General features: G+C 63.4%; 22 protein-coding genes. 13 read left to right on the top strand and 9 right to left on the bottom strand.

The window, feature by feature from the left end; translation table 11 throughout:
- Positions 1-8 precede the first annotated feature (8 nt).
- Together cheB and BX591_RS14955 are read left to right on the top strand one after the other, a co-directional pair.
- On the top strand, positions 9-1,022 hold the full coding sequence (cheB, locus tag BX591_RS14950) for a chemotaxis response regulator protein-glutamate methylesterase (protein ID WP_111932207.1): 1,014 nt from the start codon (positions 9-11) through the stop codon (positions 1,020-1,022).
- 72 nt (positions 1,023-1,094) lie between these two features.
- Positions 1,095-2,213 (top strand): diguanylate cyclase, encoded by a 1,119-nt coding sequence (locus BX591_RS14955; protein WP_111932208.1) that lies wholly within the window; start codon positions 1,095-1,097, stop codon positions 2,211-2,213.
- A 4-nt stretch (positions 2,214-2,217) separates the two neighbouring features.
- On the opposite strand, the gene mdeB is transcribed toward BX591_RS14955, so the two are convergent.
- Complete coding sequence (gene mdeB / locus BX591_RS14960) at positions 2,218-4,962, bottom strand: alpha-ketoglutarate dehydrogenase (protein ID WP_111932209.1); 2,745 nt, start codon at positions 4,960-4,962, stop codon at positions 2,218-2,220.
- Between the two features lie 153 nt (positions 4,963-5,115).
- On the opposite strand from mdeB, the gene BX591_RS14965 reads away from it, so the two are divergent.
- Positions 5,116-5,643: an Lrp/AsnC family transcriptional regulator gene (locus tag BX591_RS14965; RefSeq protein ID WP_105512263.1), complete on the top strand. Its 528-nt coding sequence runs from the start codon at positions 5,116-5,118 to the stop codon at positions 5,641-5,643.
- Positions 5,644-5,647: 4 nt separating this feature from the next.
- Here the strand turns inward: BX591_RS14965 and BX591_RS14970 are convergent, their stop codons facing one another.
- Positions 5,648-6,460, bottom strand: a complete 813-nt coding sequence (locus BX591_RS14970) for an SDR family NAD(P)-dependent oxidoreductase (protein WP_111932210.1) — start codon at positions 6,458-6,460, stop codon at positions 5,648-5,650.
- A 182-nt stretch (positions 6,461-6,642) separates the two neighbouring features.
- Between BX591_RS14970 and BX591_RS14975 the strand changes: the two genes are divergently transcribed.
- The 3 genes from BX591_RS14975 to BX591_RS36105 all read left to right on the top strand — a co-directional run bounded on the left by BX591_RS14975 (position 6,643) and on the right by BX591_RS36105 (position 8,322).
- Entirely contained in the window at positions 6,643-7,578 is a 936-nt protein-coding gene (locus tag BX591_RS14975; protein ID WP_111932211.1) for a GlxA family transcriptional regulator, read from the top strand.
- Positions 7,579-7,651: 73 nt separating this feature from the next.
- Positions 7,652-8,077 (top strand): HIT family protein, encoded by a 426-nt coding sequence (locus tag BX591_RS14980; RefSeq protein WP_111932212.1) that lies wholly within the window; start codon positions 7,652-7,654, stop codon positions 8,075-8,077.
- Positions 8,074-8,322, top strand: coding sequence for a hypothetical protein (locus BX591_RS36105; protein WP_146749770.1), 249 nt, complete (start codon positions 8,074-8,076; stop codon positions 8,320-8,322). Before BX591_RS14980 ends, BX591_RS36105 begins: the two co-directional genes overlap by 4 nt.
- Here BX591_RS36105 and BX591_RS14985 read toward each other — a convergent pair.
- Both BX591_RS14985 and BX591_RS14990 read right to left on the bottom strand, forming a co-directional pair.
- On the bottom strand, positions 8,313-8,528 hold the full coding sequence (locus BX591_RS14985) for a hypothetical protein (protein WP_111932213.1): 216 nt from the start codon (positions 8,526-8,528) through the stop codon (positions 8,313-8,315). The genes BX591_RS36105 and BX591_RS14985 overlap by 10 nt on opposite strands.
- Before the next feature lie 96 nt (positions 8,529-8,624).
- Complete coding sequence (locus BX591_RS14990) at positions 8,625-8,804, bottom strand: hypothetical protein (protein WP_111932344.1); 180 nt, start codon at positions 8,802-8,804, stop codon at positions 8,625-8,627.
- A gap of 276 nt (positions 8,805-9,080) precedes the next feature.
- Between BX591_RS14990 and speG the strand changes: the two genes are divergently transcribed.
- Both speG and sap1 read left to right on the top strand, forming a co-directional pair.
- Positions 9,081-9,623: a spermidine N1-acetyltransferase gene (gene speG, locus BX591_RS14995; RefSeq protein WP_111932214.1), complete on the top strand. Its 543-nt coding sequence runs from the start codon at positions 9,081-9,083 to the stop codon at positions 9,621-9,623.
- 445 nt (positions 9,624-10,068) lie between these two features.
- The gene (gene sap1 / locus BX591_RS15000; protein WP_035554244.1) at positions 10,069-10,407 is read left to right on the top strand and encodes a surface attachment protein Sap1; all 339 of its coding nucleotides are present in this window, start codon (positions 10,069-10,071) and stop codon (positions 10,405-10,407) included.
- 325 nt (positions 10,408-10,732) lie between these two features.
- On the opposite strand, the gene BX591_RS15005 is transcribed toward sap1, so the two are convergent.
- The 4 genes from BX591_RS15005 to BX591_RS15020 all read right to left on the bottom strand — a co-directional run bounded on the left by BX591_RS15005 (position 10,733) and on the right by BX591_RS15020 (position 16,251).
- The gene (locus tag BX591_RS15005; RefSeq protein WP_111932215.1) at positions 10,733-12,466 is read right to left on the bottom strand and encodes an IlvD/Edd family dehydratase; all 1,734 of its coding nucleotides are present in this window, start codon (positions 12,464-12,466) and stop codon (positions 10,733-10,735) included.
- Between the two features lie 39 nt (positions 12,467-12,505).
- Complete coding sequence (araH, locus tag BX591_RS15010; protein WP_111932216.1) at positions 12,506-13,510, bottom strand: L-arabinose ABC transporter permease AraH; 1,005 nt, start codon at positions 13,508-13,510, stop codon at positions 12,506-12,508.
- A gap of 69 nt (positions 13,511-13,579) precedes the next feature.
- Positions 13,580-15,148: an L-arabinose ABC transporter ATP-binding protein AraG gene (araG, locus tag BX591_RS15015; RefSeq protein WP_111932217.1), complete on the bottom strand. Its 1,569-nt coding sequence runs from the start codon at positions 15,146-15,148 to the stop codon at positions 13,580-13,582.
- A 98-nt stretch (positions 15,149-15,246) separates the two neighbouring features.
- Complete coding sequence (locus tag BX591_RS15020; protein ID WP_111932218.1) at positions 15,247-16,251, bottom strand: arabinose ABC transporter substrate-binding protein; 1,005 nt, start codon at positions 16,249-16,251, stop codon at positions 15,247-15,249.
- A 262-nt stretch (positions 16,252-16,513) separates the two neighbouring features.
- Between BX591_RS15020 and BX591_RS15025 the strand changes: the two genes are divergently transcribed.
- Together BX591_RS15025 and BX591_RS15030 are read left to right on the top strand one after the other, a co-directional pair.
- The gene (locus BX591_RS15025) at positions 16,514-17,491 is read left to right on the top strand and encodes a LysR substrate-binding domain-containing protein (protein ID WP_111932219.1); all 978 of its coding nucleotides are present in this window, start codon (positions 16,514-16,516) and stop codon (positions 17,489-17,491) included.
- A gap of 142 nt (positions 17,492-17,633) precedes the next feature.
- Positions 17,634-18,188: a YaeQ family protein gene (locus BX591_RS15030; RefSeq protein WP_111932220.1), complete on the top strand. Its 555-nt coding sequence runs from the start codon at positions 17,634-17,636 to the stop codon at positions 18,186-18,188.
- 45 nt (positions 18,189-18,233) lie between these two features.
- Here the strand turns inward: BX591_RS15030 and BX591_RS15035 are convergent, their stop codons facing one another.
- Positions 18,234-18,659, bottom strand: coding sequence for a VOC family protein (locus tag BX591_RS15035; RefSeq protein WP_111932221.1), 426 nt, complete (start codon positions 18,657-18,659; stop codon positions 18,234-18,236).
- Positions 18,660-19,053: 394 nt separating this feature from the next.
- On the opposite strand from BX591_RS15035, the gene ada reads away from it, so the two are divergent.
- From ada to gshA, 3 genes are all read left to right on the top strand, one after another.
- Positions 19,054-20,241: a bifunctional DNA-binding transcriptional regulator/O6-methylguanine-DNA methyltransferase Ada gene (gene ada / locus BX591_RS15040; protein ID WP_111932222.1), complete on the top strand. Its 1,188-nt coding sequence runs from the start codon at positions 19,054-19,056 to the stop codon at positions 20,239-20,241.
- On the top strand, positions 20,238-21,155 hold the full coding sequence (locus tag BX591_RS15045) for a DNA-3-methyladenine glycosylase family protein (protein ID WP_111932223.1): 918 nt from the start codon (positions 20,238-20,240) through the stop codon (positions 21,153-21,155). The genes ada and BX591_RS15045 overlap by 4 nt, the downstream gene beginning before the upstream one ends.
- 191 nt (positions 21,156-21,346) lie before the next feature.
- Positions 21,347-22,963 carry a glutamate--cysteine ligase gene (gene gshA / locus BX591_RS15050; protein WP_111932345.1) on the top strand — a complete coding sequence of 539 codons (1,617 nt, stop codon included), beginning with the start codon at positions 21,347-21,349 and terminating at the stop codon, positions 22,961-22,963.
- Positions 22,964-22,995 lie beyond the last annotated feature (32 nt).

Raw genomic sequence — 22,995 nt, forward strand, 5'->3', positions numbered from 1 at the left:
TAAAACGGATGAAAATCGGAATCGTCAACGACATGCCGCTCGCCATCGAGGCGCTGCGCCACGCGCTCGCGGCGCGCCGCGACTACGACGTGCTATGGGTCGCGCAAGACGGCCAGCAGGCGGTCGATTTCTGCACCGCGCAGCGGCCCGACATCGTGCTGATGGATCTGGTGATGCCGAATGTGGACGGCATCGAGGCCACGCGCCGCATCATGGCGCGCGCGCCGTGCGCGATCCTGATCGTCACCGTCGACGTCGGCGCGAACGCGTGGCGCGTCTATGAAGCCATGGGCGCGGGCGCGCTCGACGCCGTCGATACGCCGTCGCTGAGCGGCCCCGACGCGCATAAAAGCATCGCCACACTGATCGCGAAGATCGACCGCATCGGCGCGCTGGTCAAGGAACGCATCGCGCCCGGCGCGGCCGCTGCCGGCGCGCCCGCCAGCGCGACGAGCCGCGATACGCCGCTGGTGGCGATCGGCGCGTCGGCGGGCGGTCCCGCCGCGCTTGCCACGCTGCTCGCCGGTCTGCCGAAAGATTTTCCGGCGGCGACCGTAATCGTGCAGCACGTCGACGCGGCCTTTGCGGCCGGCATGGCCGACTGGCTGAACCAGCAATCGGCGTTGCCGGTACGGATCGCCCGCGAAGGCGACCGGCCGCAAGCGGGCGTCGTGCTGCTCGCCGCCACCGACGATCATCTGCATCTCAAGTTGCCGAACGTGCTCGGCTACACGCGGGTGCCGGAAGAAACGCCGTACCGCCCTTCCGTCGACGTGTTCTTTCACAGCGTGGTGGCACGCTGGCCGGCGCGCGCCGTCGGCGTGCTGCTGACGGGCATGGGCCGCGACGGCGCGATCGGCCTCAAGGCAATGCGCACCAAGGGCTATCACACGATCGCGCAGGACGAAGCGACCTGCGCGGTGTACGGCATGCCGAAAGCGGCTGCCGCGCTCGACGCCGCCGTCAGGATCCTGCCATTACCGAGGATTGCGACTGCACTCACGGCTGCGATCAGTCCGTGATTGGCGCACACTGACCGCGCGAGCGCATCTGGGCATGCTTCGATTCACTGACATTCATTCTGGCTGAACATCATGGACACTCCTAAACCGCATCGGAACGCCGCCGCGCAGGACCTCGCAGAAGACGACGCGAGCGCGCAGGCGCAAGCGTTGGAAGCGGAGGACGCCCCCAATCTCGCCGTCGACGACGCATTGGCTCGCATCCTCGGTAATCCGCCTGCTGCCGAATGCCCGATCATGGTGTTGCTGGTCGACGACCAGGCGATCATCGCCGAAGCAATCCGGCTGGCGCTGGCCGGCGAGCCGAGCGTCGATTTCCACTACTGCGCGTCGCCAGAAGAGGCCGTGCGCTGCGCCGAAGAAACGCGCGCCACGGTGATCCTGCAAGACCTCGTGATGCCCGGCACCGACGGTCTGACGCTGGTGCGCCAATACCGGCAGAATCCGGCCACCCGCGACATTCCGATCATCGTGCTGTCGACCAAGGAAGAGCCGCTGGTGAAAAGCGCGGCGTTCGCCGCCGGCGCCAACGACTATCTGGTGAAGCTGCCGGACCGCATCGAGTTGATCGCGCGGATTCGTTACCACTCACGCTCGTATCTGAACCTGCTGCAACGCGACGAGGCCTATCAGGCGCTGCGTCAGTCGCAACAGCAGTTGCTCGCCACCAACCTGGAGTTGCAGCGGCTCACGCATTCGGACGGTCTGACGGGGCTGGCGAATCGCCGTTACCTCGATCAGTATCTGGCCGCCGAATGGCGCCGCGCCACACGCGACAAGACCGGCCTCGGCTTTCTGATGATCGATGTGGATAACTTCAAGGCCTACAACGACACCTACGGTCATGTGGCCGGCGACGAAGTGCTCAAGCGTGTCGCGCAGACCGTCGAGGCTTGCCTCGGCCGCTCGCCGGATCTCGCCGCGCGCTTCGGCGGGGAAGAGTTCGCAGTGGTGTTGCCGGGCACGTCGTCGGGCGGCTTGCGGCTGCTTGCCGAGAAGATCCGCATCGCGATCGAAGGGCTCATGATTCCGCACGCGGGCTCCGCGATCGGCGTGGTGACGATCAGCATCGGCGCGGCGACGCTGGTGCCGTCCTTGACCGAGCCGGTGACCAGGCTGATCGAAGCCGCCGACGTCGGCCTGTATCGCGCCAAGCGGGATGGGAAGAATCAGGTCGCGGTGAGCGACTGATCGTTCAGCGTTGCCAGGACGCGGCGCCGGGCGCTGCGTCACCCAGATATCGGGCACGCGCTCCGGCGAGCACGCTTGCCTCGACGGCCCCCTCGTCCACCAGCGCTTTTAGCGCGGCTATCACGATGGAGCGGCGGTCCACTTCGAAGAATTCGCGCAGCGCCTGGCGCGTATCGCTGCGGCCGAAACCATCGGTGCCGAGCGTCACATAGCGGCGCGGCATGTAGGCGCGAATCAGTTCGGGCACCGCGCGCACATAATCGGTTGCGGCAACGATCGGACCTTGCGAGGCAGCGAGCGCTTGCGTGACGTAGGGCGTTTCAGCATCATCGCCGCCAAGACGCGCGAGCCGTTCCGCCGCCATGCCGTCGCGCTGCAATTCCGTGAAACTCGTGACGCTCCACACGGCAGCGTCGATCTCCCAGTCGTCCTTGAGCATCTGCTGCGCCGCGATCACTTCGCCGAGAATCGCGCCCGCGCCGAGCAACTGCACCCTGGCGTTCGCGGTACCTTCCTGCTGAGCGCCCAACGCGTAGATGCCCTTCAGGATCCCCTCTTTCACCGCCGGCCAATCGCCACCCGGCACCGAAGGCTGCGCGTAGTTTTCGTTCATCACGGTGACGTAATAGAACACGTCGCGCTGCGCGTCGACCATCTCGCGCATGCCTTCGTCGACGATCGCCGCAAGCTCGTAGGCGAACGCCGGATCGTAAGCGCGGCAATTCGGAATCGTCGATGCCGCCAGATGGCTCGACCCGTCCTGATGCTGCAAACCCTCGCCGCCGAGCGTCGTCTTGCCCGAGGTCGCGCCGATCAGAAAACCTCTGGCGCGCTGATCCGCCGCCGCCCAGATCAGATCGCCGATGCGCTGGAAACCGAACATCGAGTAATCGATGTAGAACGGCAGCATCGGCAGATCGTGCACGCTGTACGACGTCGCCGCCGCGATCCACGACGACACCGCGCCCGCTTCCGAAATGCCTTCCTCGAGAATCTGGCCCTGGGTGTCCTCGCGGTAGTACAGCATCGAACCGAGGTCTTCCGGTTCGTACAACTGCCCGAGCGGCGAATAGATGCCGACCTGGCGGAACATGTTCGCCATGCCGAAGGTGCGCGCTTCGTCGGCGACGATCGGCACCACGCGCGAGCCGACTTCCTTGTCCTTCAGCAGCGCGGTCAGCATGCGCACCAGCGCCATGGTCGTGGACATCTCGCGGCCGTTCGAGTCCAGCGCGAATTGCCCCCAGGAGGACACCGGCGGGACGATCAGCCCCGCCGATGCGACTCTCCGCCTTCTGGGCAGATAGCCTCCAAGAGCCGCCCGGCGAGCATGCAGGTAGTGCATTTCCGGGCTGTCCGCTGCGGGTTGGTAAAACTTCACCTGTTCGACGTCGTCGTCCGTCAGCGGCAGCCGGAAACGGTCGCGAAACGCCTTCAGGTCGTCGAAATCGAGTTTCTTCTGTTGATGCGTGGTCATGCGGCCCTGCCCCGCGGCGCCCATGCCGAAGCCCTTCATCGTCTTGGCGAGGATCACCGTCGGCTGGCCTCGATGCGCCAACGCTTTCGCATAGGCTGCGTGCAGCTTGCGCACGTCGTGACCGCCGCGCCGCAAACGGTCGATATCGTCGTCGCTCAATTGCGCGGCGAGTGCGGCCAGTTCCGGGTTCTGGCCAAAGAAGCGTTCGCGGTTATACGCGCCGTCGTTCGCGGAGAAGGTCTGGAATTGACCGTCGACGGTTTGCGCGAACGCGCGCAGCAGAGCGCCGGTGCGGTCGCGCGAGAACAGCGCGTCCCAGTCCGAGCCCCACAGTACCTTGATCACGTTCCAGCCGGCGCCGACGAAATGCGCCTCCAGTTCGTCGATAATGCGGCCGTTGCTGCGCACCGGGCCGTAGAGACGCTGCAGGTTGCAGTTGATCACGAACACCAGATTGTCGAGCCCCTCGCGCGCGGCGAGCGACAACGCGCCGGTCGATTCCGGCTCGTCCATTTCGCCGTCGCCGAAGAAGCCCCACACTGTGCGGCCATCGGTTTGCGCGAGGCCGCGGTTGGCCAGGTAGCGCATGAAGCGCGCCTGGTAAATCGCGTTGATCGGGCCGATGCCCATCGAGCCGGTCGGGAACTGCCAGAAATCCGGCATCAGCCACGGATGCGGATACGAACACAAACCCGGGCCGCCGATTTCGCGCCGGTAATGCTGCAGGTTCTCCTCGGACAGAAAGCCTTCGAGGTAAGCCCGCGCATAGACGCCCGGCGACGAATGCGGCTGGAAATAGACCAGGTCGCCGGTACCCTCTGCTCCGTCCGGCGCGGCCGCGCGGAAGAAATGGTTGAAGCCGACTTCGAACAGATCCGCCGCCGACGCATAACTCGCGATATGGCCGCCGAGTTCGCCATAAGCCTTGTTCGCGCGCACCACCATGGCGAGCGCGTTCCAGCGCAAGGCGGCGGCGAGCCGTTCCTCGAGTTCGAGGTTGCCCGGATAGCGCGGCTGCTGCTCGAACGGGATCGTGTTCTGGTACGGCGTGACGTTGGTGCGCGCCGATTCGACGCCGAGCGACAGCGCGTGGCTCGCCAGTTTGTCGAACAGAAACTGCGCGCGCTCGCGGCCGACGTGTTCGACCACCGCATCGAGCGCGTCCAGCCATTCGGCGGTTTCCTGCGGATCGTCGTCCGCCTGCTCCGCGCCGTCGACCTGCTGCGCATTCAACGCCCGCACCTGCTCGTTACCGCTGGACAAATCCGTCATGGCACCACTCCCGCAATCGACGCGTTCGGCTCAAGATCGAGTGAGTCAATGGTAACCATGAGGTCGTAAAATGAGCGTCTGAATTGCTTGTGATCCTGCACTGCGATAGGTTATTTATTCCGAAATTCGCCGCCCACACGGAATATTTCATCTATGACCACGCCACCCCGCCGGCTCGACCGCATCGACATCGGCATCCTGAGCCAGTTGCAGCAGAACGCGCGCATCACCAATGCCGATCTGGCGCGCTCGGTGAATCTGTCGCCTACGCCGTGCTTCAACCGCGTGCGTGCGCTCGAAAAGCTGGGCCTGTTCAAACAGCAGGTCACGTTGCTCAATCCGGAGCCGCTCGGGCTGCGCATCAACGTGTTTATTCAGGTGAGTCTGGAAAAGCAGGTGGAAGACGCGCTGCAGCGTTTCGAGCAGGCGATTTCGGCGCGCCCCGAGGTGATGGAGTGCTATCTGATGACGGGCGACGCCGATTATCTGTTGCGCGTCGTAATGCCGGATATGCAGACGCTGGAGCGCTTCATTGTCGATCATCTGACGAAGATTCCGGGTATTTCCAACATCCGCTCGAGTTTTGCGCTCAAGCAGGTGCGCTATAAAACCGCGCTGCCGTTGCCATCGTCGGGATTGACTCTGGTCGATCCCGACGACGTGGCGACGGATTGGCGCTAGCGCATCAAGCCGCGTTGGCGCGCGTGTAACGCGCCGCAGGCTGCTGACGCGACAGGTTCGGCTTCAGGTCCTGACGCGCGGTGTTGAAACGCTCCCAGTCCGCGGCGTCCGGCAACGACGGAATCGTCACCAGTTCGCCCTGGTCCAAACCGGCCAGCGCCGCGTCCACCATGTCGTCGGCGGTCATCACGATCTGCGCGGGCAGATGCTCGACCGCGAGTCCGGCACGGTCCCAGAACGCCGTGCTGGTGGCGCCCGGCAACACGGCCTGCAACTGCACGCCCTTGTCGCCCACTTCATGCTGCAGCGACTGCGTCAGATTCAGCACATAGGCCTTGGTGCCGCTATACGTGCCGTTCAACATCTCCGGCGACAACGCCACGACCGACGAGACGTTGATCAGAATCCCCTTGCCCCGCGCGACGAATCCCGGCACGGCGGCCGCCGTCAGGCGTGTCAGCGCCGTCACGTTCAACTCGATCATCTGTTCGAGCGAGTCGACGTCGGAATCGATCAGCGACGCCGTCGCGCCGACGCCTGCGTTGTTGACCAGCATGGTGATGCTCTGGTCCGCGCGCAGCCGGTCTTCGATGCGGCGCGTATCGGCCTTGACGGTCAGATCCGCGCCGATGGTCTCGACGCTGCGACCGGTGGCCTGCTTCAGACGCTCGGCGAGACCGTTCAACCGTGCGACATCGCGCGCGACCAGGATCAGGTCGTAACCACGCCGCGCGAGGCGGTCCGCATACACCGCGCCGATGCCCGACGACGCGCCCGTTACCAATGCCGTGCCCTTGCTGTTTGCTTGCGTTGCCATTTGAAGCGCTCCTTGCGGGCGTGGCGCCTTGCGCCTGTGCCCTGTCAGATTCAGATGAATGGAAAAACCGGAAACCGCCGCTGCCGTGCCGTTTTCGCCGCGCACTGCAGGTTGACGAGGCAAGTCTAGACGCGTAGTCTCTCGTCACAAATGTCGTATTTACCTCGTTTTAGGACATCGCGATGAGACACGTCGGCGTGGTGGTTTTTCCTGGCTTCCAGATCCTCGACATGGTCGCGATCTCGGTGTTCGAACTGGCTAACCTGGTCGCCGGTCAACCCGAATATCAGGTCGAGGTGATTTCCGAACACGGCGGCATGGTGCGCAGTTCGTCCGGCGTCGAGGTCAACTCGCACCCGTTCGGCGATCCCGCCTACGACACGGTGGTCGTGACAGGCGCGATGGAAATCGCGCCGTCGTCACCCGGCATGCTGGCGTTCCTGAACGACGCGCTCGCGGCGTCGCGCCGCACCACCAGCATCTGCACCGGCGCCTTCGTGCTGGCGGAGGCCGGCATTCTGGACGGCCGCCACGCCACCACGCACTGGGCGTATTCGGGCGAACTGCAACGGCGCTTTCCCGGCGCGCGGGTGGACGACGACCGCATTTTTATTGTCGACGGTTCCGTGTGGACGTCCGCCGGCATGACCGCGTGCATCGACCTGTGTCTGGCGCTGGTTGAAAGCGATCTCGGCACGGCGGTGTCGCGCGCGATTGCCAAGAAGCTCGTGGTGTATCACCGGCGCACCGGCGGTCAATCGCAGTTTTCCGCCATGCTCGATCTCGAGCCGAAATCCGATCGCATCCAGAGCGCGCTGTCGTATGCCAGGAACCATCTGCGCGAGCCGTTGACGGTCGAACAGCTTGCCGACGTCGCGCATCTGAGCCCACGGCAGTTCAGCCGCGCGTTTCGCGACGAAACCCGCCAATCGCCCGCCAAAGCGATTGAAGCGTTGCGCGTGGAGGCCGCGCGCGCCATGCTGGAGGCAGGCCGCCATTCAATGGAAGCCGTCGCGGTCGACACCGGTTTCGTCGACACCGAACGAATGCGGCGCGCCTTTCTGCGGGCGTTCGGCCAACCGCCCCAGGCAATCAAGCGCGCAGCCCGCGCGTTGTAACAGTCGAGGCGGACAATAGAGGCGAATGCGGCATCCCTCTAGCTGTCCCTGCAACCCAGGAAAGGAAGCGTGAATGAACTACGACAACAGCAATCCCTTCGCGAGGATTCTGCGTGGCGAACTACCCTGCATCAAAGTCGCGGAAACCAGCACGGCGCTGGCCTTTATGGACCTGATGCCGCAAGCGGACGGCCATGTGCTGGTGGTGCCGAAAGAGGCGGCGGCGGAGATTTTCGAGCTGTCGGATGCGTCGACGGTGGCCTGCATGCGCATGACGCAGAAACTGGCGATTGCCGTACGCGCGGCCTTGCGGCCCGACGGCGTGTTCATCGGCCAGTTCAACGGCGCGGCGGCGGGACAAACCGTGCCGCATGTGCATTTTCACGTGATCCCGCGCTGGGACGGCCAGCCGCTGCGCATGCACGGCCGCGAGGTCGCCGACGCGGATACGCTCGAAGCCCTCGCCCAAAGGATTCGCGCTCATTGGCGTGCCGATTGAGTCTGAGCGGCTTCGCGTATTGCGCGGTAATAACTGTAAAGGCGCATGAAACCAGCGGCGCGCGTTCACCAGTTAGACTTCTCTCTGCCTTGTGTACCCGCAAGGCATTGAGTGTGGATCTCTTTTTCAGCCTGCCCGAAACGGCAGGCTTTTTTATTGGCGCACCGGCGGCGCGGGCGCTTGCGACGCTGGCGCCTCGCGTAAAAAAACCCGCGCGCGGCGGGTTCGTGATCGATCAACGGTGATACGGCGACGGGCCATGATGTGGCGGCGGCCGACGATGATGGTGGTAATGATGCGGCGGCGGCACACGGCGGCAACGTTTCACCAGACGGCCATGCACCCAGACGCGTTTGCACACCACCCGGGAATGGGAATGCGCCTCGGCAGACGCCGGCACGAAGGTCGCGGCGGTGGCCGCCAGCAGCATCAAAGACATCAGTTTGCGCACAGTACCTCCTGTTCAACGGGCCGTCATTCTAAAACGGTAGCGTCGATTCGTGCCGCGCGGCACCCAAGAGGATCAGCGATCGGTCAAAGCGGCGCGTTAAGCCCTGGGCCGCGTGCGGCGCAACGGATGCCGCCAGTCGATGCGCCGCGGTTTAACGTGCGCAGGTCGCATCTCGTGGAGATGGCGGTGTTCTTGCCACAATTCGTCGGAGAAAAGAAACGCGACGATAAGCAGCGGAATCACCAGAAAAACGCCCAGAATCAAGTGCTCGATCACGGTGGCCTCCGATCGCAGGAGCATGATTTCATTGTAGAGCACCGCCTGTGCCCGAACGGTGTCGCGCCACGCATAAACACGCGGCAGCCCACCTGCGACAACGCGACGCCCCACCCGTGCCAAACCCGCACACCGCCTCGGTTCGCCACGCGCTCATGCCGCGCCGCGCGGCACGTCACACGAACTCCCGGCCACGCGCCCTGACTAACCGGAGCGCGCTTGATGCGCCGTCACCGGCCTCGCGCGCCCAGACCAATAATTCTCAAGGGGAATCTCATGACCACCGAACGCAGCAACGACCTCACCTTGCGTCCGCTCGAGCGTACCGATCTGCGCTTCGTTCACGAAGTGAACAACAACGCGAAAATCATGCGTTACTGGTTCGAGGAACCGTACGAAACCTTCTCCGAACTGACCCAACTGTACGATCAGCACGTGCACGATCTGCGCGAGCGCCGCTTCGTGGCGATCGACAACGAGGGGCAAACCGTCGGCGTCGTCGAGTTGATCGAGCTGGACTATATTCACCGGCGCGGCGAATTTCAGATCATCATCGCGCCGCACGCGCAGGGTCGCGGCTACGCGACCGTCGCCACTCAACTAGCGATCGACTATGCGTTTTCGGTGCTGAATCTGCGCAAGGTGTATCTGATCGTCGACAAGTCGAATACCGCAGCGATCCACGTCTACGAAAAGTGCGGCTTCCGCCACGAGGCCGAGTTGATCGAAGAGTTTTTCGGCAACGGCAGCTATCACAACGCCTTGCGCATGTGCCTGTTCCAGGCGGAGTTTTTCGCGTCGAAGCAGCGCGTCAAGTGAACGCCTGAGGGTCGCCGGGCGTCGCTCACGCGCGCCGGCGACGCGGCCTGGCATCGTTTATCTTCTGCACGTACACCGTTATTTCGCGATTTTGCTTTGGTCATCTGAATGACTTTGTGTGCAATGCACCAAGTCCGCAAATCAAATGTAGTAAATCGCTTAATTGGTGCTGCTCGTTTACGCCAATACGCGCCGCAAAGCTTTACTGGTTAAAGCGCCGTGCTTTACGCGCCCGTCAGTTATCCACCGCCATTCGGACCATTTAAGCGGCTGCTCAATGTTTAAGCAGCCATGACGCATGGTGCGACAATTCGCCACTGTTGCGACCGCACACAAGATGTGCTTGTCGTTCTTCGCCATTCTCCTAAAGTGCAAGTTGCGGGTGGGACGTTAAAGTTAAATACATAGCTAACCTGAGTATTCCCGACCCGCACCGGAGGAAAATATGAAAACGCGAATCGCCCTTGTTTTCGCCATTGCGGGTTTGGCTGCCGCGACTGTTCAGGCGCAAGACGTCATGATCAAGCCGCAGCAAACCATCCAGTTCAAAGCCAATGCGTACGGCTGTCTGTCGAAAGATAAACTCGACGCCGCCGACGTACATGCGCAAGCTGGCGAACAGCAGAAGATGCAGGAATTCTTCTCCGGATATCAATGCGTTTCCACGCCGGAAAACTCGAGCTTCCGCGTGGTGCGCGTAGTCGGCCACGACGTCGAATTCGTGAATTCCGGCAATAGCGATACGGAAGGCCTCTGGGCAAACGATCGCTTTATCAAACAATAAATTGAAAATAAGCTGAACGCCGTCATTCCGGCCTCGCGCCGGAATGAGTTGCTGTGTCTGACAATTAAATTCTCTGACTGTTGAAAGCCGGAGGCGGTGGACCTGTGAGTAATGGATCGGCTGGGCATTATGTGCCCAGCCGATTTTATTTTGTGCGGGCAGCTAATTCGTGGCAGAGGCAGAGGCGAACGCAGAAGCGAACGCGGACAAAAAGGCCGATGCGGCTTATCGGCCCACATCGGCAGTACGCCTTCTCGCAAAGCGCAGGTTCAATCAATCCATTCGTCAGCCAACACACCAGTCAACACGTCAATCAACGCGGCGATCAATGCGAATCGCGCGGCACCGGCGCGCCGCTCGAGCCGACCAGAAAGTCCAGATCCGCGCCCTGATCCGCTTGCAGCACGTGCTCGACATACAGCTTGTAGTAACCGCGTTTGGGCGGCTCAGGCGGCTGCCATGCGGCGCGCCGGCGGGCGAGTTCGTCGTCGGAAACGTCGAGGTGCAGACGGCGCGCTTCGACGTCCAGTTCGATCATGTCGCCGGTTTGCACGAACGCGAGCGGGCCGCCCGCTGCCGCTTCCGGCGACACATGCAGCACCACCGCGCCGTAGGCCGTGCCGCTCATGCGGCCGTCGGAAATCCGCACCATGTCGGTGATGCCTTTTTGCAGCACCTTTTTCGGCAGCGGCATGTTGCCGACCTCCGCGAAACCCGGATAGCCCTTCGGGCCCGCGCCCTTGAGCACCATGATGCAATGCTCGTCGATGTCGAGCGACTCGTCGTCGATCTTCGCGTGCAGTTCCTCGATGTTCTCGAACACGACGGCGCGGCCGCGATGCTTGAGCAACTGCGCGGTCGCCGCCGACGGCTTGATCACCGCGCCATTCGGCGCCAGGTTGCCCTTGAGCACGGCGATGCCCGCCTTCGGCTTGAACGGCTCGGCAAACGTGGTGATGACTTTCTCGTCGTGATTCGGCGCGTTGCGCACGTTGTCCCAGATCGTTTTACCGTTGACGGTCAGCGCTTCGCGATGCAACAAACCTTGCTCGCCCATCTGCTTCAACACCGCCGGCAAACCGCCCGCGTAGTAAAAATCTTCCATCAGATATTCACCCGACGGCTGCAGATTCACCAGACACGGCACGTTCGAACCCAGCTCCCAATCCTCCAGCGACAACTCCACGCCAATGCGCTTGGCCAGCGCGATCAGATGCACCACCGCATTGGTCGAACCGCCGATCGCCGCGTTCGTGCGAATCGCGTTTTCGAACGCCTGACGCGTGAGGATCTTGTCCATGGTCAGATCCTCGCGAACCATGTCGACGATGCGTCGGCCCGCGAGATGCGCGAGCACCTGACGGCGCGCGTCGACGGCGGGAATCGCCGCGTTGTGCGGCAAGCCCATGCCGAGCGATTCGACCATCGAGGCCATCGTCGACGCCGTGCCCATCGTCATGCAATGGCCGCGCGAGCGGTTCATGCACGACTCGGCTTCGGTGAATTCTTCCTGCGTCATCGAACCGGCGCGGACTTCCTCCGACATCTGCCAGACGCCCGTGCCCGAACCGATATGCTTGCCGCGAAACCGGCCGTTGAGCATCGGCCCGCCGGACACCGCCAGCGCCGGCAGATTGCACGACGCGGCGCCCATCAGCAGCGCGGGCGTGGTCTTATCGCAGCCGACCAGCAGGATCACGCCGTCCATCGGATTGCCGCGAATCGACTCCTCGACGTCCATTGAAGCGAGGTTGCGAAACAGCATCGCGGTAGGCCGCAAATTGGTCTCACCGAGCGACATGACCGGAAACTCGAGCGGCAGACCGCCCGCTTCGTGCACGCCTTTTTTCACGTACTCGGCGAGCTCGCGAAAGTGTGCGTTGCACGGCGTCAGTTCAGACCACGTGTTGCAGATGCCGATCACCGGACGCCCGTCGAACTCGTCGTGCGGAATGCCCTGGTTTTTCATCCACGAGCGATGCAGAAAACCGTCGCGGTCCTTGAGGCCGAACCACGCCTGGCTGCGCAGCGGCTTTTTAGTCTGGTTCGAATCAGCCATGAAATCTCCTGTTGGCAAAGAGGGGGAGCAGGGCATGCGTCAGTGCACGCGCTTGCTGCGGCGGAACTGATCGAACAGCACCGCGAGCAGCAGAATCCCGCCGCGAATCAGGTACTGATAAAAGGTCGGCACGTTCATCAGGCTCATGGCGTCCTGCACCGAGCCCATGATCAGCACGCCGACCAGCACACCGGAAATCGTCGCGACGCCGCCCGTCAGCGACACGCCGCCGAGCACGCACGCGGAAATCACACCCAGTTCGAGCCCGACCGATGTTTTCGGGTCGCCCAGACTCATGCGCGACGCCAGCATCACGCCGGCGAAACCGGTCACGAGGCCTTGCAATACGAACACGGTGATCTTGATCCGCGTGACCGGCAAGCCCGCCAGCAAGGCCGCCTCGCTATTGCCGCCGACCGCCAGCACGTTCTTGCCGAACACGGTTTTCTTCAGCAAGAAACCGAACAGCACGAAGCCGACGATGTTGCTCCAGATCGGGTAGGAAATGCCGAGAAATGCGCCGCCGCCCAGGTCGAAGAAACGCTCTTCGGAGATCATCACCGCGTCGCCGTTCGACGTGATGTAGGCGAGGCCGCGCACGACTTCCATCATCGCGAGCGTGACGATCAGCGAGTTGATCTTGAAGCGCGCGACCAGCACGCCGTTCACCAGCCCGACCGCGCCACCCGCGAGCACGCCGGCGGCAATGCCGAGCGTCACGCTATGCGTCGCGGTGATCAGCGTGGACGCCACCACGCCCGCGAACGCAACGATCGACGCCACCGAGAGATCCACTTCGCCGAGCGCGAGCACGAACATCATCGTCACGGAGATCGAGCCGATCAGCGTGACGGAGAGCAGCAGGCCCTGGATGTTTCGCGAGCTCAGAAAATCCGGCACCGTGAACGACAGCGCCGCGAACAGAATCACGAACACCATCACGATGCCGGACTTGTTGATCAGATCCCAGGTGCGCGCGGCGCGCGCGCTAAGTCCTGCGGAGGCGACGGGGGAGGTCGACGTGTCGGTTGAAGGTGTCTGCATGATGTGTGTTCCGTTTCAATGGCGCGGTGCGTTTGCCTGGTTTGTCCGGTCGTGCATCGAAGGCCTCGCTCAGCGCGGCAGCGCGAGCTTGATCAACGCGTCGGGCGTGGCCTGCGCTTTCGGCAGATCGCCGACGATGCGGCCTTCCTTCATCACGATCACGCGATCCGCCACGCCGATCACTTCGGCGAGATCGCTCGACACGACGATCACCGTGCGGCCCGCCTCGGCGAGCCCATACAGCAAGCCGTAGATTTCGCTGCGCGCGCCGACGTCGATACCGCGCGTGGGTTCGTCCATCAGAAACACGTCGATCTCTTCCGCGAGCCAGCGCGACAGAATCACCTTCTGCTGATTGCCGCCGGACAGCGTGCCGATCGGCGTCTCGCCGTTACGCGTCTTGATCGCGAGCCTGCCGATGAAGGTCCTGGCGGTCTGCGCTTCCTTGCGGCCGTTGAGCACGTTGAAGCGGCTGAAGTGACGACGGCAACTGATATTGAGGTTGTCCGACACCGACGCGATCGAGACGATGCCTTCCTGTTTGCGATCTTCCGGACACAGCGCGACACCGGCGCGCACTGCGTCGCGCGGGGTGGCGAAATGCACCGCTTTTCCCTTGAGCGTGATGGCGCCCGCAGTGGGTTTGACGGCGCCGTAGATCAGCTTCATCAACTCCGAACGCCCCGCGCCGACGAGACCGAAGAAGCCGACGATTTCACCTTGGCGCGCCGTAAAAGAAGCCGGTTCACGCAGGCCACGTCCCATCAATCCCTTGACGTCGAGCTGCACGTCGCCGAGTTCGCGTGAGCGGTAGCCGTACACATCGGCAATCGAGCGGCCCACCATGCCGCTGATCAGACGATCGCGGTCGAGTCCTTCGCCGGCGTCGAACGTCTCGATGCGGCGGCCGTCGCGAAACACCGTCACGCGATCGCACAGCTCATAGACCTCGTCCATGCGATGCGTGACGTAGATAATCGCGCGGCCTTCGGCTCTCAACGTGCGAATGATCCGGAACAGTTGCGCGGTTTCGCGCGACGACAGCGAACTGGTCGGTTCGTCGAACGCGATCACGCGCGCGTCGCGCATCAGCGCCTTGCCGATCTCGATCATCTGCCGCTGCCCGATCGACAGATTCTTCACCTGTTGCGATGGGTCGATTTTCTCGCCGAGCCGTTCCAGTTCACGCACCGCGCGCGCCACCAGTGCCTTTTCGTCGAGCACGCCGAAGCGGTTGGGCAGCGCGCCGAGCATCAGGTTTTCCGCGACGGTCAGCTCCGGCACGAGATGCAATTCCTGATAGATGATGGCCACGCCCGCCGCGATCGCCGCTTTCGTCGTGGTGAATTGCTGCTCGACGCCGTCGAGCGACAACGTGCCCGCAGCGGGTTGATTCACACCGGACAGCACCTTGAGCAGCGTCGATTTGCCGGCGCCGTTTTCGCCCATCAGACCATGCACTTCGCCGCGTCGCACTTCGAGCGAAACCTGGTCGAGCGCGAGCACCCCGGGAAAGCGCACGGTGATGCCGTCGAGTCGCAGATAAGGACGCGAGGCGTTGGATGCTGTGACGGGCGAGGGCGCTTGCGTCGGCAGCGCCGCCTCGCCGAGGTGAGACTCACTGGGTGAAGCCGTCATCGAAAACCTCGAAACCTCGAACTGATGGACAAGCTGGGCAAGCCGCGTTCGCGTGAATCCGCGAGAAACGGCCCGCCGCGTGCGAGCGCGAACCCTGCTTAAATGCCGAGTTCTTTACGCACGTCCTGCCAGTTGCCGCGCACCATCAGCTTGCCGGTGGTCTGCGTATCGGCGGGCGGCTGCTTGCCGTCCTTGATCCACTCGACGAGGTTCTCCGTGCTCTCCTTGCCGTGCATCGTCGAACTCACGGCGATCGTGCCGTAGAAGCCTGTCGGCTCTTTCTTCTGGAATTCGGCGAAGGCTTCGCCCGCGCCGTTGATGCCGACGCCGATCACGTCCGCCGCAGGAATATGCAACTGCTCGGTCGCGCGCACGCCACCCAGCACGCTTTCCTCGTTGAGCGCGAAGATCACCCACTTCTTGATGTTCGGGTGCTGCGCCAGCACCGGCGACGACGCGTTGAAGCCGCCTTCGTCATCGGTCGTTTTCTGCGGGGCGTCGAAGATGTTTTCCTTCCTGAAGCCGCCGGCCAGCAGCGATTGCGTCGCGCCGTCGGTGCGCAGCTTCGCGGTCGGCAGTTCGTAGTTCGTGATGCGCAGCGCGCCGACTTCTTCGGGTTTCCAGCCGCGGCGTTTCATTTCGTCGCTGATCGCCTGGCCGACCTGATTGCCGATCTTGAACGCGGACATGCCCAGATGCGGCACGTTCGGCAGCGGCTTGCCGGTGGAGTCGACCAGTTGATCGTCGACGGTGACGAACTTCATGTTGTAGCGTTTCGCGCGCGCCTGGATCGCCGGTCCGAGGCGCACGTCGGGCGCGCAGATCACGAAGCCGCTCGCGCCTTGCGCGCCGAGGTTGTCGATCGCGGCCAGCACTTTTTCCCCGTCAGGCGTGCCGATGTTCACCACTGAGAAACCGTCCTTCTGACCGAGCGCGGTCGCCGCTTTCTGTTCGTTGATGAACCACGCCTGTTCCGGCATCTTCACGAGGAAGCCGACCTTGAGCGGCTGATCCGCGTGCGCGGAAAATTGAGCGGCGAAGGGCGCGGCGAGTGCGACGGCGGCTATTGCGGATAGCGTCAAACGACGAAGCTTGCGGGTCATGGTTGTCTCCTGAAGTTGTAGGGCTGCGTTGATTTGATTTATGGGCAGCGGGGCGAAGCGGAACGGCTCGGAAAGTCCACGAATGGTATGAGCGGCTCCGATAACTTTCCAATCCCTTTTTAGGCTAACCCGATACCAATTCCGGTATGGCATCATGAAGTCTGGATCGGCACTCATGGAACAGCGGACGGCGTTCAGCCGTTCGATGCAAATCGTCCGGGAGTGCGGGAATCTGCGAGATTGGGAGATGGGGAGACAGGCCATGACGCGTAACTACTCGAACTGGTTCGTCCGCGCGCGCCTGAAGACGCGGCAATTGCAGTTGCTCGCGGCCATGGAAGAGGAGGGCAACGTCCGCCGTGCCGCGGACATGCTCGGCATGACCCAGCCGGCGGCGTCGCGCCTGCTGAAGGAGCTGGAGGACATGCTGGAGGTCAGCCTGTTCGACCGCACGCCGCACGGCATGCGCGCCACGCTGTACGGCGAGGTGATGATTCGTCACGCGCGCATGGTGCTGTCGAATCTGAGCCATGCGCACGACGAGATTTCGGCGTTGCGCGCCGGTCTGGCGGGGCAGGTGCGCATCGGCGTGATCGCGGCGGCCGCCGCGACGATGGTGCCGCGCGCGATCTCGCGCGTGAAGGAGCGCTACCCGCAGCTACAGATCTGGGCCGAAGTGGAAACCTCCGACGTCATGCTGCCGCGACTCGCCGAAGGCGACCTGGACATTATGATCGGCCGGGTTCTGGAGCGGCAGAACCAGTTCAAGGCCGACGTCAGCTACGAACCGCTCGCCGACGAACCGCTGTGCGTGGTCGCGCGCCCCGGCCATCCTCTCGAATATGAGACAGGTTTGACACTACGGGGAATCGTCAACGCAAGCTGGGTTTTGCATCCGCCGGGCAGCGTGTTGCGCCATCGCTTTGATCTGATGTTTTCGCATATTGGACTGAATCCGCCCCAAAACGTCGTGAATACGAACAATTTCCTGGCGATTTCGAGCTTACTGTTGCAAAGCGACATGTTGGCGGTTTTACCGGAAGAAGTGGCGCGTCAGTACCAACAGTACGGTGTCCTGAAGCGTATACCGATCGATTTACCGTACAGAATGGATACATTCGGTATCATCACGCGCCAGTCGCATCTCCTTTCGCCAGCCGCCTGCGTCGTGCTCGACGCCTTACGGGAGGCGGCCGGCGAGGTCTACGGCACGGCATTCGAGCCGGTCGTGGCGCGATAAATGCGTCTCCCGTGGTATCGGAAGCCGGTCTACGGCGCGGGAGGACCCTAAGATGTACGACAAACACGGAAAACGGCAACGCGCCGTCGACGATTCTTTTTCTGTTCGCTCCGGTGGAGCGAGCGCCTGGTTTAGCAACGGCATGGCTCTTAAATCGACGATTTACAAGGCGGAACTGCAGATCGCCAACATGGACCGGCACTACTACGCCGACCATTCGCTGACGATCGCCCGCCATCCCTCGGAAACCGACGACCGCATGATGGTCCGCGTCGCCGCGTTCGCGCTGTTCGCGCAGGAACGCCTCGAATTCTGTAAAGGTTTGTCGGATGTCGACGAACCCGACCTGTGGCAGAAGGATCTGACCGGCGCGATCGAAACGTGGATCGAAGTCGGCCAGCCGGACGAACGGCGCATTGCCAAGGCGAGCGGCCGCTCGAACGAGGTGATCGTGATCGCCTACGGCGGCCGCACCTCGGATATCTGGTGGCAGGGCGTGCGTAACAAGGTGGAACGCATGCGTAACGTGACGGTGTGGTCGCTCGGCGAAGACGTCGCCACCGCCCTCGGCTCGCTCGCCGCGCGGACCATGCGGCTGCAATGCACGGTACAGGACGGCGAAGCCTGGCTCGGCAGCGCCGACGCCGACGCCGTGAAAATCGACTGGGCGGTGTTGAAAGAGCCCGACAACGCTTGATGCCGGGCTGACACAGCCGGCGTCAGCCATCTGACGCCAAGGCGCTCAGAGCGACGTCATGCGCGCCGAGTCAGGCGGCCCTTTGAGTTCGACCATATTGCCCTCCGGATCGAACAGATACAGCGACGGCCCGAAGCCGTCCGCGCCATAGCGTAGTCCCAGCTCGCCCAACCGAACGCCGTGCCCGGTCAGATGCGCCTTGAGCGCCTCGGCGTCGAACGGTTCGACGCGCAGACACAGGTGATCCATATTCCGTCCCGTGCCCGGCACGCCGTTTTCGGCGCGATCGAGCCGGGCGCCGACCTGCAACAGGTCGATCAGCGAATGCCCCGCGCGCAATTGCGTCAAACCCAGATCCCGCTGTTCCTTCTCGAGGCTGCAACCGAGCACGTCGCAGTAAAAGCGCGCCATCGTCTCGGCATTCGTCGCACGAATGACGACGTGGTCGATCTCGCGAATGTGAATTTTCATGCCGAACGCCCCTTGGCTGCTTCGCTGAACGGAGGAATTGCCAGTGTAGAAGAAAGGGCGCAGCGGCGAGCGACGGGCGTGAAACCCGCCTGCAGGGCCGGATCGGGAAACGATGGACGAAAAAAAGCCCGCTCTATGTGGAGCGGGCTGAATCCATATCAGGAGGAGACATGGAGGAGACAAGGACTAATATACACACAGGGTTGGTGCGACGCAATAACTTTTTAAGGGAAAACCCGATATTGAGCCAAATTGTCGCAGTTTTCGGCAAACTGACCGCCCGGCGGGCGTTTCAGCGTACGGGGAAGCGCAATGACAGAGCAAGAACCGGAGCGTAGTGTTTGGGCAGGCGGCCTACATTGGTGAACATCCACACCGCCTATTCGGAACCATCATGACTCGCAATCCCATCGAGCACACTGCAGCCCCCGCCAACTGGATTTCCGACGACCAACGCTGGGACGCCGTCACACGCCGCGAGCCGCAGGCCGACGGCGCGTTCTTCTACGCCGTCAAAACCACCGGTGTGTTCTGCCGCCCGTCGTGCGCGTCGCGCCAGCCGCGTCGCGAGAACGTGGCGTTTTTCGCCGATGCCGCCGCTGCGCGCGCCGCGGGCTTTCGCGATTGCAAGCGCTGCCAGCCCGGCGGTCTGCCGCGCGAACTGGCGATCGTCAACCGTGCCTGCGCCGCGCTCGACGCCGATCCGCAGCAGCGCCTGACGCTTGCGCAATTGAGCGACGCCGTACACGTCAGCCCGTTTCACCTTCAGCGTCTGTTCAAGCGGGTGGTGGGCGTGTCGCCGCGTCAGTATCAGGCGGCGCAACGCGGCGCGGCCTTACGCGACGCGCTGCAAAGCGGCTCGGACGTGACGCGCGCCTCGCTCGACGCCGGCTTCGGCTCGCCGTCGCGCATGTACGACAGCGCGTCGGCCGAACTCGGCATGGCGCCGTCCGCGTACCGCCGCAAGGGCGCGGGACTCACCGTACGCTACGCGTGTGCGTCGACGTCGCTTGGTTTCGTGCTGGTCGCCGCGACGGACAAAGGCATCTGCAAGATCGGTTTCGGCGACGACGAAGCCATGCTCGCCGACGACCTGCGCGGCGAATTCGCCAATGCCGATCTGCTGCAAGACACTGAGAGGCTCGCACCGTTCATCGCGCAGATCGACGCGTATTTGCACGGCAGCCGTCAGGACTTCGATCTACCGCTGGATATCGCCGCGACGGCGTTCCGGCAGCGCGTGTGGGACGCGCTGCGGCGCATTCCGTACGGCGAGACGCGCAGCTATTCCGACATCGCCGAAGCGGTCGGCTCGCCGCGTGCCGTGCGCGCGGTGGCGAGCGCCTGCGCGACGAATCCGGTGGCGCTGGCGATTCCTTGTCATCGCGTGGTGCAGAAAGGTGGGGCGTTGGCGGGTTATCGCTGGGGCCTGCCGCGCAAAGCGGCGTTGCTCGATAATGAAGCGGAGCATGCGGGCAATGTTTCGTCCCATCCGCGCTTGCGCCGGCAGGCCGCCGCTGACGGAGCCGCCGGCGGCGCCGGTGTCGAACCCACTCATACCAAACTGGATCACGTCGCGTGAGCACGCTTGAAGACGTAGCAACTCTCGAACTCCCGTTCAAACCTCCCTTCGACTGGCCACGTCTGCTGCGTTTTTTCGGCGGACGCGCGACGCCCGGCGTCGAAGCCGTCGAAGCCGGCGCATATCGCCGCGCAATCGATTGGGCTGGCGACAGCGGCACGCTCAGCGTGCGGCTGCATCCACGCAAACGCTGCCTGGTGGCGACTATCGACGGACCGGCAAGCCGTCACGCCGACGCGCTCGCCGCGCCGATTGCCAGGATGTTCGATCTGCGCGCCGAGCCGAAAAAGATCGCCGCCGAACTCGCTACGGACCCATGGCTCGCGCCGCTGGTCGAAGCCGTGCCCGGCTTGCGCGTGCCCGGCGCATGGTCGGGTTTCGAGCTGGTGGTACGCGCGATCGTCGGCCAGCAGGTCAGCGTGAAAGCGGCGACCACGATCATCGGCCGGCTGGTGCAACGTGCCGGCGAGCGCATCGAAGGGCATCCGCATGAAAACACCGCGTGGCGTTTCCCGACGCCCGCCGCATTGGCCGCGGTGGATCTCGCGCAGATCGGTATGCCGGGTAAACGCGTAGCCGCGTTGCAAGGCTTCGCGCACGCGGTCGCCACTGGCGAAGTCCCACTCGACAGCACGACCGCCGACACCGCCACGTTGCGCGCCGCGTTGCTCGCACGGCCCGGCATCGGACCGTGGACGGTTGAATACGTCGCAATGCGCGTATGGCGTGACGCCGATGCCTGGCCCGCGTCGGATCTCGTGCTGATGCAGTCGATCAGCGCACGCGACCCGTCGCTCGTGCGGCCCACGCAGCAGCGCGCGCGGACCGACGCCTGGCGGCCCTGGCGCGCCTACGCGGCCATGCATCTGTGGAACGAGATTGCGGATCGGGCGGGCGGCGCACGCGGCGGTTGAGGGCGCGAGCAGTGCGGCCGGCGAGCCGGTTCAGGCGCTGGAAACGTCCGCCGAAGCGGCCTCAAGCAGGCGTTCTGGCGAGATGTTAAAGTGCCCGCTACTGAAAATTCCGCCGAACGTTGTCGACCGCGCCGTGCTGCCAGCGAGCAGCGCAGCGGCACATGGCGGCCGACAACGCCCGACTCGCCTCAATGCCAAACACCACACCTTCCCGCACGACCGACGCGTTCTCGCACCGCCTGTCCGTGCTGACCTCAGGCCCGCAGCGCGATGCGCTGTTGCGCGGCTTGCGCGGCATCGAAAAGGAAAGCCTGCGCGTCACGCGCCAGGGCCAGCTCGTCTTGACGCCGCATCCGCGCGCGCTGGGTTCAGCGCTCACGCATCCGTCGCTCACCACTGACTATTCCGAAGCGCTGATCGAACTGATCACGCCGGCCGAGCACGACGTCGCGCTCACGCTCGAGAAGCTCGACACGCTGCATCGTTTCGTCTACGCGGAACTCGACGACGAGATTCTCTGGAACAACTCGATGCCGGGCCTGCTGCCCGACACCGACGAAGGCATTCCGATCGCGCGTTACGGCAACTCGAACATCGGCAAACTGAAGTACGTGTACCGCATTGGTCTCGCGCTGCGTTACGGCCGCACGATGCAATGTATTGCGGGCATCCACTACAACTATTCGCTGAACGAAGAAGTGTGGCGCGTGCTGCATGCCGACCAGCGATCCACCGCGAACGCCGTCGACTATCAGTCCGAGCGCTACCTCGCGCTGATCCGCAATTTTCGCCGCACCAACTGGCTGCTAATGTATCTGTTCGGTGCGTCGCCCGCGCTGGATCGGCGCTTCCTGCGCGATCGCCAGCACACGCTCGACAACTTCGACGCCGACACGTTGTATCGTCCATACGCGACCAGCCTGCGCATGAGCGATCTCGGCTATTCGAACACCACGGCGCAGGCCGAGTTGCATGCCGACTACGACACGCTGCCGGGCTATCTCGACGCGCTTGCAAAAGCCGTGAGCCAGCCGTATCCCGCATACGAGGCAATCGGCACGCAACGCGACGGCGAGTGGGTGCAGATCAACACCAACGTGCTGCAGATCGAGAACGAGTTTTACTCGACGATCCGTCCGAAGCGCGTCACGTATCCGGGCGAGCGTCCGCTGCATGCGTTGGCCGCGCGCGGCGTGCAATACGTCGAAGTGCGCTGCATGGATATCGATCCGTTCGAGCCGACCGGTATTTCGCTGGAGACATCGCGCTTTCTCGACGCCTACCTGCTGGTCTGCGCGCTCGACGACAGCGCGTTGCTGCCGCCGGACGCCTACGCAGAAGCGAACCAGAACTTCGGCAGCGTGACGATGGAAGGCCGCAAGCCGGGCCTCGAACTGACCCGCGACGCTCAGCCGGTCGCCATGCTCGACTGGGCCAACGAGTTGATGCTCAAGATCGACGCAGCAGCAGCAACGCTCGACGCTTTGCACGGCGGCGACGCTCATGCGCGCTCGGTGGCGGTGCAACGTGCGAAGCTCGCGGATGCGTCCTTGACGCCGTCGGCACGCGTACTGCAAACCATGCGCGACAAGCAGCAAAGCTTCCTCGCTTTCGGGCTCGAACAGAGCGAAGCGCACGCCGCACATTTCCGCGCGCGTCCGCTGGATGCCGAGCAAACGAAGGTGTTCACCGACCTCGCCGCGCAGTCGCTTGCGGAGCAAACCAGGCTCGAACAGGAAGAAGTCGGTTCGTTCGATGCATTCGTCGCGGCTTATCGGGCCTACACGTTGAATCGCTTCAGCGTATAAGCGGCGAGCACACTCCAGCAGTACGACGAAAA

This window comes from Paraburkholderia bryophila, assembly GCF_003269035.1.
GTDB classification, from domain to species: Bacteria; Pseudomonadota; Gammaproteobacteria; order Burkholderiales; family Burkholderiaceae; genus Paraburkholderia; species Paraburkholderia bryophila.